The organism is Pseudomonas furukawaii (assembly GCF_002355475.1).
Taxonomy (GTDB): Bacteria; Pseudomonadota; Gammaproteobacteria; order Pseudomonadales; family Pseudomonadaceae; genus Metapseudomonas; species Metapseudomonas furukawaii.
In genome coordinates, this window is sequence record NZ_AP014862.1 from 1,707,067 (window position 1) to 1,724,702 (window position 17,636).

Sequence of the window (17,636 nt, forward strand, 5' to 3'; positions counted from 1 at the left end):
GCGAGGTGCGCCCGAAAAACGCCGAAAGGCGTGAAAGTAGTGCTGAAACCGGTCAAAAAGGCCTGAATCCAGGCCTTTTGCGGCCTCCGTTAGGCCCAAGCGCTTGAAAAAGCGACACCCCGAACGGGTTGGGGCAGTCGAGGCCGAATTTTTCAACGGCCTGCTAGCAGCCTGTCGGTCTTGAGCCCCGCAGGCAGATAGAACATGGGTTTTCCGGAAAACAGGCGTTTTTCAGGGTTCATCATGCTTTTCAGGGGAAGGCGGCCTTGATTTTCAGTAAGAAGTAGTCCGAGTCCCGGAAACCATAGGCCATGCGCTTGATCACCTTGATACGGTTGTTCAGGCCCTCCAGCAGGCTGGTATGCATGGGAAAACGAGCGCTGGCGAGGATGCCGCGGTGTAGCGGTGCCAAGCCGCTTTCTCGGGCCTGCCGTAGCCAGGCCCGCCAGCGTTGCCAGCCTTCCCAGACGCTCGGGGGTACCAGACTTCCTTCAGCGCGTCCTTGAGCAGATAAACCGTGGCCAACGGCTGGTTGGCGGCGAGCAATTCCTGCACCTGCACGGCTTGGCCGCCCTTGAGGTGCTCAGCGTTGCGCAGCAGCAGCCAGCGGCTGCGCTTGACCACCTTGCGCGCTGGTTTGTTATCGCGCAAGGTGGTTGGCCTGGTCGACGCGGATACGGTCGATCACCTCACGACCGTAGCGCGCCACCCCATGGAACAGGTCGTACACCACTTCGGCTTGAGGGCAGTGCCGCTTCACTTCCAGGTCGAAAGCGGTGTTCATGTCCATGGCGACCGCCTCGATGTGCTGGCAATGCTCACCGAGCCACTCGAAGAATGGGCGAATCGCCTGGCGGCTGTGGCCGACCCACAGCACGCGTGTTCGCTCGGCATCCATGATCACCGTGGCGTAGCGATGGCGCTTGTGCAGGGCGAGCTCGTCCATCACCAGGCGCCGGACGTCGCCCGGCTCGATGACGCCTGCCTCCGCTTCCAGGCGGCGTTTGTCGAGGGCCTTGAGGGTGTGCCAATGCAGGCCGGTGAGCTGGCTGACGTGGCTGATGGGCAGTATCCGCAACAAGCCCTCGAGCCAGGCTTGCAAACGTCGAGTCAGGCGGGAAGCCGGCTCCAGCCAATCGTTCCGTTCGGTCACCCGCCCACACCGCAGGCAGTCGACGCGACGCATGGACAATTGGAGCAGCACCTGCTGATTCAGCAGGTCGCGGTCACGCACGTGGCGTAGACGCCGTTCGTGAATCAACGGACAGGGCTGTAGACAGCGCCCACACCAGGGCACTCGCGTGGCCTGGGGTTCGAGCTCGATCAGCAGGGTATTCTCAGCTACGGGGCGAGAGGCGACGACGTCGTAGCCTGGCCAGAAAGCGGCAAGATCAATAGGATGCACGGCGACAGCAGGGTGTGGGGGTTGGGATGTTGAGCGACTGCCAATTTACCCACTTCCCTGCCTGTCAACGCGCTCTTTCCCCAGAATCCGCGAAGAACCTTTATTCTTCCTATGCTCGAGCGCTCGCACTGGTGAGCGCCCTTAACAGTTGCCACGGGAGTATAAAGCACACCATGCTGCAGCTCGGGCTGCCTCGTAAAACCCTCTACAATAAAATAAAAAGGCACGGTCTGGACAAGGCTGCTTTCACGGAATCATGGACTCACGTATCTTCTCACACGTTCATTACCCGCTAGCGCAACTGCACGGCTGAGAAGCCTCTGTTGAGCGCCACTGAAGATTCCCAGATTTTCCCTGCGCTCCTGCAACTTCGGCCGAGGTCTTTCGTCTTGTGACTAACGTTTTTTTCAACGTCATCCTGCCAATACTGATTGTCGCGGCGGCCGGTGCCGGACTCAAACGCTGGCGCAATATCCCTGCGGCCCCTTTCAGCCAGATGATGCTATACCTGCTATCACCTGCGCTGGTGCTGGACTCTCTGCTTAATGCGAGCCTGCCGTTGGAGGCGACCGGACGGATCGTTGGCGCGATCCTGCTCATGAGCATCAGCCTGGTGGCCGTCAGCGCGCTGCTCAGCCGCAGCCTTGGTCACAACCGTCCCATGCAGAGTGGGTTTATGCTTGCCACGGCATTTCCCAACGCCGGCAACATGGGCCTACCTGTGGCCCTGCTCGCCTTTGGCCAGGAAGGCCTTGCTGTCGCGGTCATCATTTTTGCATCCCAGGCCATCCTGGGCTGGTCGCTGGGAGTCTTCATCGCGGCGCGCAGCCACAATGCGGGGCTCGGCCCCCTCAAACAAACCCTGAAGCTGCCGGTAGTATGGGCGATCGGGCTGGCCTTTCTGCTTCGCGTCACGGATACAACCCTGCCGCTCGCGCTCGCTCAGCCTTTAGAGATGCTGGGCCAGGCCTCAATTCCGATCATGCTGCTAATTCTGGGCTTCCAGCTTGAGAAAGGCGTAGCCCTGGACCGGGGTGCCAGCCTATTGGCGGCACTCGGCCTGAGGCTCATTGGCAGCGCCGTCTTGGCCTACCTGGTCAGTGAGCTGTTGGGTCTGGAAGGTGTTGCACAGCATACATTCATTGTTATGGCGGCCATGCCCACTGCTGTCTTCACGATAATCCTGGCAACCGAATTCGATGCCGAACCGCGTTTCGTCTCAAGTCAGGTGATCGCCAGCTCACTCCTGGGTTTTCTGACTCTGACCGTGCTGATAATGTTGCTGCAGAGCTTTGGCGGGAGCATTTAGTGAGCCGGGAACTCTAAATCACTCGAATCCGATCGCTAGCAGCCTGTCGGTCTTTCCCATGGTTTTCTGCGATCATGGCGGCCTGCCCTTAGCGAGACCCAGCATGAGCCGTTTCCGCCCAGTCGATCGCCACACCAGCTACCTGTTGCCGCCCTCCATCGAAGACTGGCTGCCGGAAAATCACCTGGCTCGCTTTATCGTCGAAGTCGTCGACGGGTGTGATCTTAGCGCGCTGGAGAAAGCGTACGCCGGGCGTGGCAGTAGCGCCTATCACCCGTCGATGCTGCTGGCCCTGCTGATCTATGGCTACGCCACCGGCGTGTTCTCCAGCCGCAAGATCGAGCGCGCCACCCATGACTCGGTGGCCTTCCGCTTCATCGCCGCTGACGCTCATCCCGATCACGATACCCTGGCCAGCTTCCGCCGCCGCTTTCTCGACGAACTGGCCGGCCTGTTCGTGCAGGTACTGCAAATGGCGCAGGAAATGCGCCTGCTCACGCTGGGCACGATCAGTCTGGATGGCACCAAGATCCACGCCAACGCATCGCGCCATAGCGCGCTGTCCCATGGGCATATCGAACAACTCGAAAATCAGCTCAAGAGCGAAGTGCAGACGCTATTCGCCCTGGCCGAGCAGGCGGATCAATCGGCCGTCCCGGACGGCATGAATCTGCCAGAGGAAATCGCTCGCCGTGAAACCCGCCTGGCGGCCATGGCCGAGGCGAAGAGCAAGATCCAAGCCCGTGCCAAGGCGCGCTTCGCCAAGGAGCAAGCTGAGTATCAGGCCAAGCTGGCGCAGCGGGAGGAAAAGGCCAAAGCCAGTGGCAAGAAACCACGCGGCAAAGCCCCCAAGCCACCCATTGCGGGGCCGACGGCCAAAGATCAGATCAACCTGACCGATGAAGACTCGCGCATCATGCCGGTATCCGGCGGCGGCTTCGAACAGGCCTACAACGCCCAGGCAGCGGTGGATACGACCAGCATGCTGGTGGTGGCGCCAGCCGTCACCCAGGCCTGCAACGACAAGGAACAAGTCGTGCCGATGCTGGCACAACTGGCCGAATTACCCGCCACGCTGGGCAAGCCCAGCGAACTGCTGACTGATAGCGGCTACTACCGCGCCGCCAATTCCAACGCCTGCACCGCGAGCAGCATCGAGCCGCTGATGGCGGTCAAGCGAGAGGAGCATCACCCCTCGCCCTGCGCGCGCTTCACCGAGCCACCGGCCTTGGCCGCCGACGCCACCCCGGCGCAGCACATGGCGCACAAGCTGAAAACCAAGGTGGGTCGTGCGCGGTATGCGTTGCGCAAGCAAACGGTGGAGCCGGTGTTCGGCATCATCAAGTCGGTGCTGGGCTTTCGGCAATTCTCGCTGCGTGGAATGAAAAAGGTCAGCGGCGAATGGACGCTGGTGTGCCTGGCGTGGAACCTGAAACGCATGGCCGTATTACGCCTGAAAATCGGAAATTGAGCAAAAAAATAGGTATAAATCCGGGAAATTGGCAAAAAAACGCCTGTTTTCCGGAAAATCTAATGTTCTATATGCCTGTCGGACTTGAGTTCACGAGAGGGGCATCAGGAGCGAAGGCGAAGCCATTCGTCCACAGCCGGCAGCGACGTGCCCACGAGATCCAGCCGTCGAGCAGGGCTAACGGCGTGGCGTGCTTGATAGAGTTGGCGCAATGCCTCTTTCAGGCGCAAGGCACGTGCTGTCTTCAGGCCGCTGCGCTGCAGCCAATGCATGGTGTCGATCTGTTTGCGATACCAGTGCGCCGCGCGCTTGAGCAACGCCCAACGACTGCCTTTTAGCTCCGGCGCGAGCTTCACTTCCGCACGCCGAACCTGGTCGAGCGCCCGACTGGCCAGCGCCACCACATGAAATGGATCGAAGGCGAGGCGCGCCTGCGGATGCTGCTTGGCCGCGCCCGCCTGGAAGGCCCTGGGCAGTCGATGCCAATGTCGGTGATCGCGTCGGGCTCGCCACCATACGCACGCAGATCGGCTGCGAACGTCGCAAAGGTCTGGGCATCCCGGCCCGGCGTGGCGAACAGCAAGCGCCGCGCATCGGTATTATGGAACAACGTCACGTAGAGCGCTGGCCGCGACGGGCGTTAGTCTCGTCCACACCCGGCCGCCGCGCCGCGCTGAAGTTCACTGCGTGCACCCCACCCACGGCGGTGGGCATCGATGAGACGCGAAACTGGAAGAAGTGCAGGTGCTGCCAACGGCGCTCGCCCCGGTCGTGGATTGGCTGCTCCGGCGCAGGGCACGCCGGACACGGCAAGCGCTAGCTTGGCACTCTACGAAGTAGATTACGTGAATCCGGTTCGCAGCCCGTTCCGATTGTTTGCGGCAGGTTCCAGCCGACCACCGCAGCATCCCGCCATCCAAACGACTGTGGAACGGCGTGATGACACCCCATGGCAACCCGATGACCCCTTGCCGCCGTGTGCCGGCCTTGGCGCTGATCATCGCGCTGGCCGGCGTATCGCCCGCATCGGCCGGCGATGCCACCGCTGAACACGAGCAGCTCGCCGCGCTCGCGCGCCAGCTCGACCTGATCGACCGACTGGTCGAGCACGCCACCAGCACCGCCCCGCAGGCGCGCGCCCGCTACCACTTCGACTACGCCCGGCTGCGCGCCGACCTGCAGCGCGTTCGCACCGGCCTGCAGGACTACCTCGTGCCCCAGCGCGCCCAGCCGCGCGATCCCGTCCCGCTGGCCGGCGATTACGTCCGCCGCGAGCGCGCCGACGACGAGGAACCGTCGCCATGACGCCCTCTGCCGATCAGGTCGCCGCCTTCCAGGCCAACGGCGGCTTTGCGCCTTCGGCCGTCTCCGCCGTGGTGCTGGGCTTCGTGTTCGCCGTGTTGCTGCTGTGGGGCGTGTGGGCCATGCGCACCGCCTATGTCGGCTGGGCCGAGCACCGCATCACTGAACGTCAGTTCCTCGCCGTCGTCGTGCGCTTCGTGGCGATGTACCTGGTGCTGGCCTTCTTCCTCCTCTCCTGACCGTCACGAAGGGCCATACGCCATGAACACGCCAACGACATCCCATCGCATTCCGTCCCGCATCGCCGCGCCGCTGCTGCCGCTGGCGCTCTTGGGGCTGCCGCCATCCGCGTTCGCGCAGGGCCTGCCGACCATGGAAGACCCATCGCGCGGCCAGGGCAGCGGCATCCTGCAGACCCTGCAGAACTACGGCTACGACATCGTGCTGCTGATCGCGCTGCTCGTGGTCGCCTCGATGTTCGTCGGCGTCTGCTACCACGCCTACACCCGCTACTCGGAGATCCACGCCGGCCGCGCCACCTGGGGGCAGTTCGGCCTGACGGTCGCCGTGGGCGCGATCCTGCTGGTGGTGGGCATCTGGCTGCTCACCGAGGCCACCGGCGTGCTGTGAGGGCGGCAAGCGATGGCCGTCCCTGCGGAGACCCCGCGCGACACGCTGGTGACCTTCCTGCCGCACCGGCTGAACCGCCAGCCGGTGGTCGTGCGCGGGTTGACCGCCGACGAGTTGTGGATCTGCGCCGGCCTGTCGGCCGCCGCCGGGTTCGCGCTCGGCGTGCCGCTGGCCTGGCTCACGCACAGCATCGCCATGGTGCCCACGCTGATCGTCGCCGGTATCGCGCTGGGCGTCTTCATCGGCGGCGGCTTCCTGCGCGCACAGAAGCGCGGCCGGCCCGAGACCTGGCTATACCGGCAGCTCCAGTGGCGGCTGGCCCTGCGGCACCCGGCGCTGGCAGCGCTGCTGGGCTGGCAGCGCCTCATTACCCGCTCGGGCTACTGGACGACCCGGCGCAATGCCGATCGAGGGGCGCCATGAGCCGTTTCAGGAACGAGGTTGCGCACCTGCAGGCGCACGTGAGGACGCTGCGCCTGGGCGCCGGCGCGCTGTTCGCGGTGGTGCTGCTGCTCGGCTTCGGTTGGTGGACTGCGCCGAAGAGTCTCACCATCCATGTGCCGCCGGACCTGCGCTCGGGCAGCACGCGCAAGTGGTGGGAGGTGCCGCCCGAGAGCGTGTATGCCTTCACCTTCTACATCTGGCAGCAGGTACAGCGCTGGCCCACGAGCGGCGAAGAGGACTATCCACGCAACCTGCGCGCGCTGTCGGCCTACCTGACGCCGAGCTGCCGGGCCTTCCTGCAGCAGGACTACGAGTACCGGCGTGCCAGGGGCGAGTTGCGTCAGCGCGTGCGCGGCATCTACGAGATTCCCGGCCGCGGCTACGGCGACAATCCGGCCACGCGCGTCAAGGTGGTCTCCGACCGCGATTGGATCGTCACGCTCGACGTGAGCGCGGACGAATACTACGGCTCCGAGCAGGTCAAGCGCGCCCTGGTGCGCTACCCCATCAAGGTCGTCCGGCTGGACATCGACCCCGAGCGCAACCCCTTCGGCCTGGCGCTGGACTGCTACGCCAGCGCACCCCAGCGCATCGAACCACCGCCGACGCCCACGCCGACCCGGGCCGGCACGCCCGCCAACGCCTCCGGCCGCCTGCAGGGAGGCTCCCCATGAAGTCCGTCGTCTTGTCGGCCCTGGCCGCCGTCCTGCTGACCCTCGGTTTCGTGCCGGCCAGCCAGGCCGTGGAAATCCTGCGCTGGGAGCGGCTGCCCCTGCCGCTGCCGCTGGTGGTCGGCCAGGAGCGCGTGGTCTTCATCGACCGCAATGTGCGCGTCGGCGTGCCGACCGGTGTTGGCGACCACCTGCGCGTGCAGAGTACGGGTGGCGCGATCTACCTGCGGGCGAGCGAGCCGATTCCGCCAACGCGGCTGCAACTGCAGGACGTGGAATCCGGCGCGCTGATCCTGCTCGACATCGCCGCCGAGCCGGCGCAGGACGGCCAGGCGCCGCTGGAGCCGGTGCGCATCGTGGCAGCGGAAGCCCCCGCCAAGCGCTACGGCGGCGGTGCGGCAAGTGGCGCGGACGCGCAGGCCGATGCGCCCGCAGACAAATCGGTTCCCCGGCGCGAAACGCCGCTACCGATCGTGCTGACGCGCCATGCCGCACAGAACCTGTACGCGCCGCTGCGCACCGTCGAGCCGGTGTCCGGCATCGGGCGCGTGAACCTGCGCCGCGACCTCGCGCTGGACACCCTGCTGCCGACGCTGCCGGTGCACGCGCGGGCGCTGGCCGCGTGGCGCCTGGAAGACCAGTGGGTGACGGCCGTGCGACTCACCAACACCGCCGCGCGCTGGCTCGACCTCGACCCGCGCGCGCTGCAGGGGAACTTCGTGGCGGCGACCTTCCAGCATCCGAACCTGGGGCCGGCCGGCACCCCGTCCGACACCACGGTGCTCTACCTGGTCACGCGCGGCCACGGCCTGGCCGAATCGCTGCTGCCGGCGCTGAGCCCGATCGACGCCACCGTGAACCTGCCGCCGGCCGCCGCGGCCGGCTCGACCGCAGGAGCGCGCGATGAAGAGTAATCCGCTGCTCAAGTGGCTGCTGATCCCGATGGCGCTGCTGCTGGTGTTCGTCGGCATCAAGCTGTTCTCCGGCGCCCCCGGCGGCCAGCCCGCGCCCAAGGGCGCGGCCGGTACGCTCACGCCCGAGGAGATGAAGGCCCTGGGCATCGCCGGCGACACGCCGCGCGATACCGTCGCCACGCTGGTGGCCCAGGTCAAGCAGTTGCGCACCGAGCTACAGAGCGCGCTCGGCGACAACAGGCAGCACAAGGCCGAGAACGAGCGCCTGCGGGCGCGGGAAAGCGCGATCGACCAGCGCATCCAGAGCGCGCTGGAAGGCGAGCGCAACCGCCTGGAGCAGGAGCGCACCCAGGTGGCCAGCGACAGGCAGCAGACCCAGGGTCTGCTGCAGGACTTGCAGCGGCAACTGGACGGCCTTGCCGGCAAGGGTGGCCCGTCCGACCTGCCCGTCGGGCTGGGGCTGGAAGAGGGTGACGGCCAGCGCTTCGAGCGCGGCACCAGCGGCATGCGGTGGGTCGAGCCCGACGACGCCAAGGTCGACGCCACGAAAGGCAGCAAGGAGCCGAGCTTTCCCCAGAGCTTCGGGCCGGCCCAGAAAAGCCTGTCGGCCGCAGTGGAATCCGTCGCCGACGTTGGCAGCAGCGCGGTGGGCGCATCCACGCAGGCTGTCTACACCGTGCCGTCGAACGCGACGCTCATGGGGTCGATTGCCATGACGGCGCTGATCGGGCGCGTGCCGATCGACGGAACCGTCAACGACCCGTACCCCTTCAAGGTGCTGATCGGCCCGGACAACCTCACGGCCAACGGCATCGACATCCCCGACGTGGCCGGCGCCGTGGTCAGCGGCACGGCCTCGGGCGACTGGACGCTGTCGTGCGTGCGCGGGCAAATCCGCTCGGTCACGTTCGTGTTCCAGGACGGCACCATCCGCACGGTGCCCGAGGACGGCAACCGGGACCAGCGCAGCGGGCAAGCCAGCGCCAACAGCACGACGAGTGCCACGCAAGGCGGCCTCGGCTGGATCAGCGATCCCTACGGCATTCCCTGCGTCAGCGGCGAGCGGCGCAGCAACGCGCAGCAGTACCTCGGCAGCCAGGCGCTGATCACCGCGGCCGGCGCGGGCGCGGCCTCGCTCATCAAGTCCGACAACGGCAGCGTGGCCGTGGTCGCCAACAACAACGGCTCGCTGGGCACCGTCGGCATCAGCGGCAACGAAGCGATGGGCCGCATCCTGGCCGGCGGTGTGCGCGACATGGCCGATTGGGTCAACAAGTTGTATGGCCAGGCCTTCGCGGCCGTCTACGTGCAGCCCGGCGCCAGGGTGGCCGTGCATCTGGAGCAGCCGCTCGACATCGACTACGACGCCCAGGGGCGTCGGGTGAACCACCGCATCGGAGAAGCCCATGCTTCGGACCTGGATTGACGCGACTGCCGTGCTGCTGGCGGCCGTCTTGCTCGGCGGCTGCGCCACCAGCAAGGAGAAGCTGCTGCTACACGGCGACAGCAGCATGCTCGACATCTGGCAGCAGGAGACCGGCGGCAGCGCGGGCGGCGGCCAGACCGCACGGCAACTGCTCGACGCGCGCCAGGGCCTGCGCCGGCCGCTGACCGTGGCCGACGTGCAGGCGGCACCCGGCGTGCAGGCGCGCTACACCCGTACCGCGCAGAACGAGATCTACCGCCAGTTCCAGCGCCTGCCGAACCCCGACCTGGTGATGTACGTGTTCCCACACCTGGCGGGCACCGACCCGGTGCCGGTGCCCGGCTACAGCACGGTGTTCCCGCTCTACCAGCGCGTGCAGTACGCGATGCCGGGCGAGCGGGTGGAGGACTACTGATGGCCTGGTCGCTGCCGTGGCCGCGCAAGGGAGCCGCCCCTCCAGCGGATGGTGCGCAGGCGGCGGACGACGCCTGGGCGTTGCATGTCGCGACGCTGGCCGCGCAGGGCATACCGGAGCCCGGCGGCGCGCTCGCCGGCCGGCGCCGGCCAGCGACCCAGGCCGACCACGATGCGCTCTACACCGTCGCGCCGTCGTTCGCGGACTTGCTGCCCTGGGTCGAGTACCTGCACGGCAGCAAGTGCATGTTGCTGGAAGATGGCCAGTCGGTGGCGGCCTTCTTCGAGCTGGCGCCGGTCGGCACCGAGGGCCGCGAGATGGCCTGGCTGTGGCAGGCGCGCGATGCGCTGGAGAACGCCCTGCAGGACTCCTTCGACGAGCTGGACGACAACCCCTGGGTGGTGCAGCTCTACGCCCAGGACGAGGCCGACTGGAACAACTATCTGCGTTCACTGGCGAACTATCTGCAGCCGCGTGCGCAGGGAAGCGCGTTCAGCGACTTCTACCTGCGCTTCTTCGCCCATCACCTGCAGGCCATCGCCAAGCCGGGTGGCTTGTTCGAGGACACCACGGTGACGCGCCTGCGGTGGCGCGGCCAGGTCCGGCGCGTGCGCATGGTGGTCTATCGCCGCACGTCCGCGGCCCCGCGGCGCGGCCAGTCGCCCGAGCAGGCGCTGACCACGATCTGCGACCGCCTGGTCGGCGGGCTGGCGAATGCCGGCGTGAAAGCCCGGCGTCTCGGCGCGGCGGACATCCACGCCTGGCTGCTGCGCTGGTTCAACCCGAACCCGACCCTGCTCGGCGCCACTGCCGAAGACCGGGAACGCTTCTATGCGCTGACCCGCTACCCGGAAGAGCGGGAAGAGGGCGAGATCGAACTCGCCAGCGGCACCGACTTCGCGCAGCGCCTGTTCTTCGGCCAGCCACGCTCGGACGTGCCCAACGGCCTTTGGTTCTTCGACGGCATGCCGCATCGGGTGATCGTGATGGATCGCCTGCGCACGCCACCCGTGACGGGCCATCTGACGGGCGAGACGCGCAAAGGCGGCGACGCCATGAACGCGCTGTTCGACCAGATGCCCGAGGACACGGTGATGTGCCTGACGCTGGTCGCCACGCCCCAGGACGTGCTGGAGGCGCACCTGAACCACCTCGCCAGGAAGGCCGTCGGCGAGACCCTGGCCTCGGAGCAGACGCGTGCGGACGTGCAGCAGGCGCGCGGCCTGATCGGCAGCGCGCACAAGCTCTACCGCGGCGCACTGGCGTTCTACCTGCGCGGCCGCGACCTGGCCCAGCTCGACGCGCGCGGCCTGCAACTCGTCAACGTGATGCTCAACGCGGGCCTGCAGCCGGTGCGCGAGGAAGACGAGGTGGCGCCGCTGAACAGCTATCTGCGCTGGCTGCCGTGCGTGTTCGATCCGGCTGCCGACAAGCGCCAGTGGTACACCCAGCTCATGTTCGCGCAACATGCGGCGAACCTGGCGCCGGTCTGGGGCCGCAGCCAGGGCACGGGGCATCCGGGCATCACGTTCTTCAACCGCGGCGGCGGTCCGATCACCTTCGATCCGTTGAACCGCCTCGACCGCCAGATGAACGCGCATCTGTTCCTGTTCGGCCCCACGGGTTCGGGCAAGAGCGCGACGCTCAACAACATCCTGAATCAGGTGACGGCGATCTATCGGCCGCGCCTGTTCATCGTCGAGGCGGGCAACAGCTTCGGCCTGTTCGGCGACTTCGCGGCACGGCTGGGCCTCACCGTGCATCGGGTGAAGCTCGCGCCCGGCGCGGGCGTCAGTCTGGCGCCGTTCGCCGACGCCTGGCGCCTGGTCGATACGCCGAGCCAGGTACAGACGCTGGACGCCGATGCGCTCGACGAAGATCAGCCCGATGCCGGCATGGCCGTGGAAGGCGACGAGCAGCGCGACGTGCTCGGCGAGCTGGAGATCACTGCACGGCTGATGATCACCGGCGGCGAGGACAAGGAAGAAGCGCGCATGACCCGCGCCGACCGCAGCCTGATCCGCCAGTGCATTCTCGATGCGGCCCGGCATTGCGTGGCGGACGAACGCACGGTGCTCACGCGCGATGTGCGCGACGCGCTGCGCGAGCGCGCCGGCGATGCCACGCTGCCGGAGATGCGGCGCGCACGCCTGCTGGAGATGGCCGACGCCATGGACATGTTCTGCCAGGGCGTGGATGGCGAGATGTTCGACCGGCCCGGCACGCCGTGGCCGGAAGTCGACATCACCATCGTGGACCTGGCCACCTTCGCCCGCGAGGGCTACAACGCGCAGCTCTCCATTGCCTACATCTCGCTCATCAACACCGTCAACAACATCGCCGAGCGCGACCAGTTCCTGGGCCGCCCGATCATCAACGTGACGGACGAAGGTCACATCATCACCAAGAACCCGCTGCTCGCGCCCTACGTGGTCAAGATCACCAAGATGTGGCGCAAGCTCGGCGCCTGGTTCTGGCTCGCCACGCAGAACCTGGACGACTTGCCGAAAGCGGCCGAGCCCATGCTCAACATGATCGAGTGGTGGATCTGCCTGTCGATGCCGCCCGATGAAGTCGAGAAGATCGCCCGGTTCCGCGAACTCAATGCGTCGCAGAAGGCGCTGATGCTCTCGGCCCGCAAGGAAGCCGGCAAGTTCAGCGAGGGCGTCATCCTCTCCAAGAGCATGGAAGTGCTGTTCCGCGCCGTGCCGCCCAGCCTCTACCTGGCGATGGCGATGACCGAGCCGGAGGAGAAGGCCGAACGCTTCCAGTTGATGCAGCAGCACGGCATCAGCGAGCTGGATGCGGCCTTCCGCGTGGCCGAGAAGATCGACCGTGCGCGGGGCATCGAACCTCTGACGCTGGACACGTTGGCCTGAAGGGAGCAACACGATGCGCATGCCTTCATTCGCCCGCCGTCATCCCTGGATCGGTCTGCTGATCGTGGTGACGATTGCGGTGGCCTCGTGGATGCTGCTGCACGTGCCGCATCCGGCAACCGAGCCCGTGCCCCTGGCCGCCGCCGGGTCCGAAGCGTCGAAACCGGCTGGCCCGCCCTGGCTGTATGGCCGTGCCGATGCCCGCTTCACGGTGGTCGGTTACGCCGACCTGGAGTGTCCGTACTGTCGGGCCTACTTCCCCACGCTCAAGCGCTGGATAGACGCCCATCCCGAGGTGAGCTGGCGGTGGCACCACCTGCCGCTGTCCATGCACGAGCCGGCCGCGACTGCCGGGGCACGCCTGGCCGAGTGCGCGGGCGAGATCGGCGGACATGCCACGTTCTGGCAGGCGGTGGCCTGGCTCTACGCGCACACCCGCGGCGACGGCCAGGGCCTGCCGGAGGGCCTGCGCTATCCCGACCTCACGCCTGCCGTGCAGGCTTGTCTCGACAGCGATCGCCCCGACGCCATCATCCGTTCCCACGCGGCGGAAGCGGCACAGCAGGGCATCGCGGCCACGCCGGCCCTGCAACTGCGCGACCGCGAGTCCGGCAAGACGCTCCTGCTGCACGGTCCCGTCGAAGGCGATGCCTTGCTGTCTGCCATCGACCTGCTCGCCGCCGGCAGCACGACCGCAGCCGAACCCGCCCATTCCTCAGACATGCCCGCCGGCGTTGCCGGTGACATGCCCAGGTAGCCATCGATCTTCAAGGCTGCGGCGCGGCTTGTCCGCGTTGATCGAAACCCGTTCGCATCGCATCCCTTGACGCGAACAGCCACTGCATCGGCGGTGGTGGATGCCCGCTCGTCACCCGTTCCATCCCCATCGTCCCCAGGAGGGTTTGCCCTCCAGGGGCAGGCGCCCTCCGATCTCATCCATTGGAGGTTCGCCATGTCTCTTGTCATCGCCGACTCCCGCCCGGAGTCGCTCACCCTGATCGCCGCCCAGCACGAAGACTGGATCATCCGGCAGGCCATCGCTTTGCTGGAGAACCGCGTGTTCAAGGCCGGTCCAGCGCTGGGCAGTCCCGCCGCCGTGCGCGACTACCTGCGCCTGAAACTGGTCACGGAGCCGAACGAAATCTTCGCCGTCGTGTTTCTCGACAACCAGCACCAGGTGCTCGCCTTTGAGCCGCTGTTCCAGGGCACGGTCGACCAGACTTCGGTGTATCCGAGGGTGGTGGTCCAGCGTGCGCTGGCGCTCAACGCTGCGGCGCTGATCCTGGCGCATCAGCACCCCTCGGGGAACACCGAGCCCTCGGCCGCTGATCGTGCGATCACCGAGCGGCTGAAGAGCGCCCTGGCCACCGTCGATGTCCGGGTACTGGATCACTTCATCGTCGGCAAGGGCAGCCCGTACTCGTTCGCCGAAGCTGGCTTGTTGTAGCGCATTCGATTCATCACCACGGGAGCCCTTGGCTCCCGTTTTTTTGCCAGTCCGCAGGAAATCGGGACTGACTGGTTTCGGTTTCTTTGTCGTTTCCTGATCTGCGTTGCACTCGACTACGAGCTTGCATCGACTCTGCGGAGGCGCGACATGCCGGCTCATTCCCTCAACCTTCCTGCTGCCTCGCGGCGCCTCCTGACTGCCAGGCTGGCCGCTGGGCTGTGCGCCGCACTGCTTGCTCCCATCGCGGCCGCCGCCGGTGTGCTCGTCGTCACCGACAGCCGTCATCCGGTGCAGGCTCCAGCCGGCGTGCGGATCATCGAGCTGGACCAGGCCACGCGCATCGAGGTCGAACTCGCCGCGCACCTACCGGCCGACCCGCAACAGGCTGCAGCCCTGGTGCGGCAGCGGTTGCATGACGGCGGCGAGGCCCTTCAACGCCGCATCGGCCACGCCTACCAAGGTGTCGCGGATGCCTGGGGACTGGGCATCGCCAAGATTCCCGCCGTGGTGGTCGATCGACGCTACGTGGTCTACGGCGAGCCCGACGTGCCCCGCGCCGTCGCGCGCATCAACGCCTACCGGAGCACGCAGCCATGAGCCTCCTGCTGGCATCCCGGCGCCTGCGCGCCACCGTCGCCTCGCTGCTGCTGAGCACGGCCACGTCGACGTTCGCCCTGGACACCGCCACCATCGTCTCGTCGGCGCTGTCCCCCGACTGCCTCGAATACCGCGTGGTCGGTATCTGCTACTGGCTGTACTGCACGCCCTTCGGCTGCTCGGTTCGCACCTCCGTCAAGGTGCGCCACTACGTCCCCGATGCGGTGGTGTCGAGCTACTCGAACACCGGCGAAAACCCGTGGCTGGAGGTCAGGGCGATGAGCATGCCCAACCCGACCGCCAAGGCTGGCGGTGACGGCACGACCAATCACGACAACGAGAACAACCTCGCCAAGTTCAAGAACGCCGATGTCATCGGCCATCCGGCCGGGCTGGTGTTCAGCCAGTTCGCCAGCGCCTCCGGCTACACCTGCGAAGGCGCTGGCACGGCCTTCATGCCGTATCTGCTGAGCACGCTCGACACGATCGCCTGGCGCTACAACATCCCGGAAGCGTTCTACCCCGAAGCGCTCATCCCCGGCCGGCGCGAAATCGGTACGCGCACCGGCCTGAACCTCTGGGGCAACGTGTATCCCCGCGGTGGCTTCCTGCACCAGACCGACGACCACAAGAGCGGCGCCGTGGTCGCGCAGCGCGCGGGCGACATCGTGACGCGCCGCAACCAGATTCACGTGTATCAGCCCCTGCTGGCCAACGCCCGCGACGGCTACTGGCCAGCCGGCGCGCTGATGGAGACCGACGCCTCGACGGGCAAGTGGCAGGAGCTGACGCCCACGCTCTCGAACAGTTGCGTGGTCTTCCCGCACAGCCGCACCCGCGTGCAGGCCCAGCAGGGCGACTACGCCTGGGCCTTGTGGCGGCCGTACTCCTGCTGCCGGCGCCGTGGCCTGGTCTTCCTCGGCAGCGTCGATTTCATGTGAGGAACCCACGATGAACGCCTCCCTCCCTGATTTCCTGCGCCGCGCGAAATCGCCCCTGCGGGCCACGCTGCTCGTGGCGGCCATCACGCTGGTCGTCGGCGTCGCCTGGGCGCAGACCCGCATCGACCCCAATGGCGTGAACGTCAGCGGCAGCGTGATCGGCGACGACGTGCTCTACAGCATCGGCGGCGGCCGGGCGGTGTCGATGGGTGGTGCCGGCAACATGCAGAGCATCGGCGTCGGCGTCGGCTGGAACAGCAACCTGATCTGCGGCGACATGAGTATCACCACGACACTGCAGAACCAGCTCAACGGCATCACCAACGGCTTCCAGACGATCATGAGCAACGTGATCCAGAACGCCACTGCCGCGGTGGCGTCACTCCCGGCGCTCATCATCCAGCGCGCCGACCCGGGCCTGTACAACCTGCTCACCAACGGCATCCTGCAGGCGCGCCTGGATTTCGACCGCTCGAAGATGACCTGCCGCGCCATCGCCAATCGTATGGCGGACATGGCCGGCGGCCAGGCCGGCTGGGACCAGCTCGCCGAAGGGATGGCGCTGCGGGATGCGGTCAGCAGCACCGATGCCGTCTCCGCCATCGAGCAGGCCGAGTCCAACAAAGGGAACAACGGCGTGCCCTGGGTCGGCGGCGGCAACGCGGGCGGCTCCGGCCAGAGTTCGATCAAGGTGGTCGGCGACGTGACGCGCGCGGGCTACAACCTGCTCAACGGGCGCAGCGCCACCGATACCTCGTCGATCGCGCGCAGCGCCTGCGGCAACCGCCTGACCTGCCAGACCTGGTCGTCGCCTGGCGCGGCCGCGGCCTTTGCGAACCGCGTGCTGGGCGAACGCGAGCAACGCACCTGCGAAAACTGCACGAAGACCCAGACCACGCCTGGCGTCGGGCTCACGCCAGTGATCCAGGAAGAGTACGAGACCAAGCTGCAGGTGTTGCAGGAACTGGTGACGGGCGCCCGGCCGACGACACTGGCCAATCTCGACGCGGCCGGCAGCAGCTCGCTGCCGATCACCCGCGGCGTGATCGAGGCCCTGCGTGACGAGCCCGACCAGGACGTGCTGGGCCGGCGCCTCGCGTCCGAGGCTGCGCTGTCCAGCGTGCTGGAGAAGGCCTTGCTGCTGCAACGCACGTTGCTGACCGGCAAGAAGGAGCCGAACGTCGCCGCCAACGAGCTCGCCGTGCAGGCGGTGGACCAGGAGAACAGCGCGCTGGAGCAGGAGATCAACAACCTCAAGACCGAGCTGGAGCTGCGCCGCACGCTGGCCGGCAACTCGGCGATGGCGATCATCCAGCGCCACAGTACCCGCGCTGCCGGCTCGCGCGGCGTCTTCGAGGGCGACACCACGCGCGACCGTCTGCGGGAAGTCCAGAAGCCGCGGAGCGGTACGCCATGAGCCGGCTCGCCTGGCTGCGGCTGCCATGGCTGTTCAACCGCCGCGTCGGCGTGGCGCTGCTGTGGACCTTGCTGGTGGTCGCCGCCGCGGTGGCGGTGAACATCGCCGGCATCCACGTCGTCGGCGGCGTCGAGGGCTGGCAGCACTGGCTGCAGGCGCACGCCGGCCACTTCTTCGTGTGGCGTCTGTGCCTCTACGGAGCGACGGCTTACGGCTGGTGGTGGATGCGCCGGCGCCTGCTGCGGCGGGAGCCGTCCCGCGAGACGCATCAGCGCCTGCTGCGCACGGAGATCGCGGCCGTGATCGCCGTGGTCGCGCTGGAAGCCAGCCAACTGTTGCGGCACGGCTGAGACCGGGAGGCAGGC

The 17,636-nt window shown here is 66.9% G+C and carries 20 protein-coding genes and 1 pseudogene; 19 read left to right on the plus strand and 2 right to left on the minus strand.

The annotated features are described in order from the left end of the window. Positions 1 to 250: 250 nt before the first annotated feature. A pseudogene (locus KF707C_RS07970) lies at positions 251 to 1,405 on the minus strand (ISL3 family transposase). A gap of 26 nt (positions 1,406 to 1,431) precedes the next feature. Here KF707C_RS07970 and KF707C_RS30220 point away from each other — a divergent pair. The 3 genes from KF707C_RS30220 (at position 1,432) to KF707C_RS07985 (ending at position 4,185) form a co-directional block, all read left to right on the plus strand. Further along, positions 1,432 to 1,701, plus strand: a complete 270-nt coding sequence (locus KF707C_RS30220; RefSeq protein WP_075746132.1) for a helix-turn-helix domain-containing protein — start codon at positions 1,432 to 1,434, stop codon at positions 1,699 to 1,701. A 95-nt stretch (positions 1,702 to 1,796) separates the two neighbouring features. Then, positions 1,797 to 2,714: an AEC family transporter gene (locus tag KF707C_RS07980; protein WP_003451257.1), complete on the plus strand. Its 918-nt coding sequence runs from the start codon at positions 1,797 to 1,799 to the stop codon at positions 2,712 to 2,714. A 103-nt stretch (positions 2,715 to 2,817) separates the two neighbouring features. After that, entirely contained in the window at positions 2,818 to 4,185 is a 1,368-nt protein-coding gene (locus KF707C_RS07985) for an IS1182 family transposase (RefSeq protein WP_003451255.1), read from the plus strand. A gap of 104 nt (positions 4,186 to 4,289) precedes the next feature. Here KF707C_RS07985 and KF707C_RS07990 read toward each other — a convergent pair whose 3' ends face one another. Further along, positions 4,290 to 4,661, minus strand: coding sequence for a transposase (locus KF707C_RS07990; protein ID WP_079452554.1), 372 nt, complete (start codon positions 4,659 to 4,661; stop codon positions 4,290 to 4,292). On the opposite strand from KF707C_RS07990, the gene KF707C_RS29000 reads away from it, so the two are divergent. From KF707C_RS29000 to KF707C_RS08065, 16 genes are all read left to right on the plus strand, one after another. Then, a complete protein-coding gene (locus KF707C_RS29000) occupies positions 4,590 to 4,805 on the plus strand; it encodes a hypothetical protein (protein ID WP_059396312.1) in 216 nt (71 codons plus the stop codon). The genes KF707C_RS07990 and KF707C_RS29000 overlap by 72 nt on opposite strands. Positions 4,806 to 5,145: 340 nt before the next feature. Further along, positions 5,146 to 5,490 carry an integrative conjugative element protein, RAQPRD family gene (locus KF707C_RS07995; protein ID WP_036992632.1) on the plus strand — a complete coding sequence of 115 codons (345 nt, stop codon included), beginning with the start codon at positions 5,146 to 5,148 and terminating at the stop codon, positions 5,488 to 5,490. After that, positions 5,487 to 5,726, plus strand: a complete 240-nt coding sequence (locus KF707C_RS08000; RefSeq protein ID WP_003451251.1) for a TIGR03758 family integrating conjugative element protein — start codon at positions 5,487 to 5,489, stop codon at positions 5,724 to 5,726. Before KF707C_RS07995 ends, KF707C_RS08000 begins: the two co-directional genes overlap by 4 nt. Before the next feature lie 22 nt (positions 5,727 to 5,748). After that, positions 5,749 to 6,117 (plus strand): TIGR03745 family integrating conjugative element membrane protein, encoded by a 369-nt coding sequence (locus KF707C_RS08005; RefSeq protein WP_003451249.1) that lies wholly within the window; start codon positions 5,749 to 5,751, stop codon positions 6,115 to 6,117. A gap of 12 nt (positions 6,118 to 6,129) precedes the next feature. Next, positions 6,130 to 6,540 (plus strand): TIGR03750 family conjugal transfer protein, encoded by a 411-nt coding sequence (locus tag KF707C_RS08010; RefSeq protein WP_003451247.1) that lies wholly within the window; start codon positions 6,130 to 6,132, stop codon positions 6,538 to 6,540. Further along, on the plus strand, positions 6,537 to 7,235 hold the full coding sequence (locus KF707C_RS08015; RefSeq protein WP_003451246.1) for a PFL_4703 family integrating conjugative element protein: 699 nt from the start codon (positions 6,537 to 6,539) through the stop codon (positions 7,233 to 7,235). The genes KF707C_RS08010 and KF707C_RS08015 overlap by 4 nt, the downstream gene beginning before the upstream one ends. Next, the gene (locus KF707C_RS08020) at positions 7,232 to 8,146 is read left to right on the plus strand and encodes a TIGR03749 family integrating conjugative element protein (protein WP_003451244.1); all 915 of its coding nucleotides are present in this window, start codon (positions 7,232 to 7,234) and stop codon (positions 8,144 to 8,146) included. The genes KF707C_RS08015 and KF707C_RS08020 overlap by 4 nt, the downstream gene beginning before the upstream one ends. Next, positions 8,136 to 9,572: a TIGR03752 family integrating conjugative element protein gene (locus tag KF707C_RS08025; RefSeq protein ID WP_003451243.1), complete on the plus strand. Its 1,437-nt coding sequence runs from the start codon at positions 8,136 to 8,138 to the stop codon at positions 9,570 to 9,572. Before KF707C_RS08020 ends, KF707C_RS08025 begins: the two co-directional genes overlap by 11 nt. Then, the gene (locus tag KF707C_RS08030; RefSeq protein ID WP_036992627.1) at positions 9,553 to 9,987 is read left to right on the plus strand and encodes a TIGR03751 family conjugal transfer lipoprotein; all 435 of its coding nucleotides are present in this window, start codon (positions 9,553 to 9,555) and stop codon (positions 9,985 to 9,987) included. Before KF707C_RS08025 ends, KF707C_RS08030 begins: the two co-directional genes overlap by 20 nt. Next, on the plus strand, positions 9,987 to 12,866 hold the full coding sequence (locus tag KF707C_RS08035) for a conjugative transfer ATPase (protein ID WP_003451241.1): 2,880 nt from the start codon (positions 9,987 to 9,989) through the stop codon (positions 12,864 to 12,866). Before KF707C_RS08030 ends, KF707C_RS08035 begins: the two co-directional genes overlap by 1 nt. A 13-nt stretch (positions 12,867 to 12,879) precedes the next feature. After that, positions 12,880 to 13,623: a DsbA family protein gene (locus KF707C_RS08040; protein WP_003451240.1), complete on the plus strand. Its 744-nt coding sequence runs from the start codon at positions 12,880 to 12,882 to the stop codon at positions 13,621 to 13,623. A 195-nt stretch (positions 13,624 to 13,818) separates the two neighbouring features. Beyond that, positions 13,819 to 14,313, plus strand: coding sequence for a RadC family protein (radC, locus tag KF707C_RS08045; RefSeq protein ID WP_003451239.1), 495 nt, complete (start codon positions 13,819 to 13,821; stop codon positions 14,311 to 14,313). Positions 14,314 to 14,463: 150 nt separating this feature from the next. After that, on the plus strand, positions 14,464 to 14,913 hold the full coding sequence (locus KF707C_RS08050) for a TIGR03757 family integrating conjugative element protein (protein WP_003451238.1): 450 nt from the start codon (positions 14,464 to 14,466) through the stop codon (positions 14,911 to 14,913). Further along, on the plus strand, positions 14,910 to 15,854 hold the full coding sequence (locus KF707C_RS08055) for a TIGR03756 family integrating conjugative element protein (RefSeq protein WP_003451237.1): 945 nt from the start codon (positions 14,910 to 14,912) through the stop codon (positions 15,852 to 15,854). Before KF707C_RS08050 ends, KF707C_RS08055 begins: the two co-directional genes overlap by 4 nt. Before the next feature lie 10 nt (positions 15,855 to 15,864). After that, the gene (locus KF707C_RS08060; RefSeq protein ID WP_003451236.1) at positions 15,865 to 17,271 is read left to right on the plus strand and encodes an integrating conjugative element protein; all 1,407 of its coding nucleotides are present in this window, start codon (positions 15,865 to 15,867) and stop codon (positions 17,269 to 17,271) included. Next, the gene (locus KF707C_RS08065) at positions 17,268 to 17,621 is read left to right on the plus strand and encodes a hypothetical protein (protein ID WP_003292115.1); all 354 of its coding nucleotides are present in this window, start codon (positions 17,268 to 17,270) and stop codon (positions 17,619 to 17,621) included. The genes KF707C_RS08060 and KF707C_RS08065 overlap by 4 nt, the downstream gene beginning before the upstream one ends. Positions 17,622 to 17,636 lie beyond the last annotated feature (15 nt).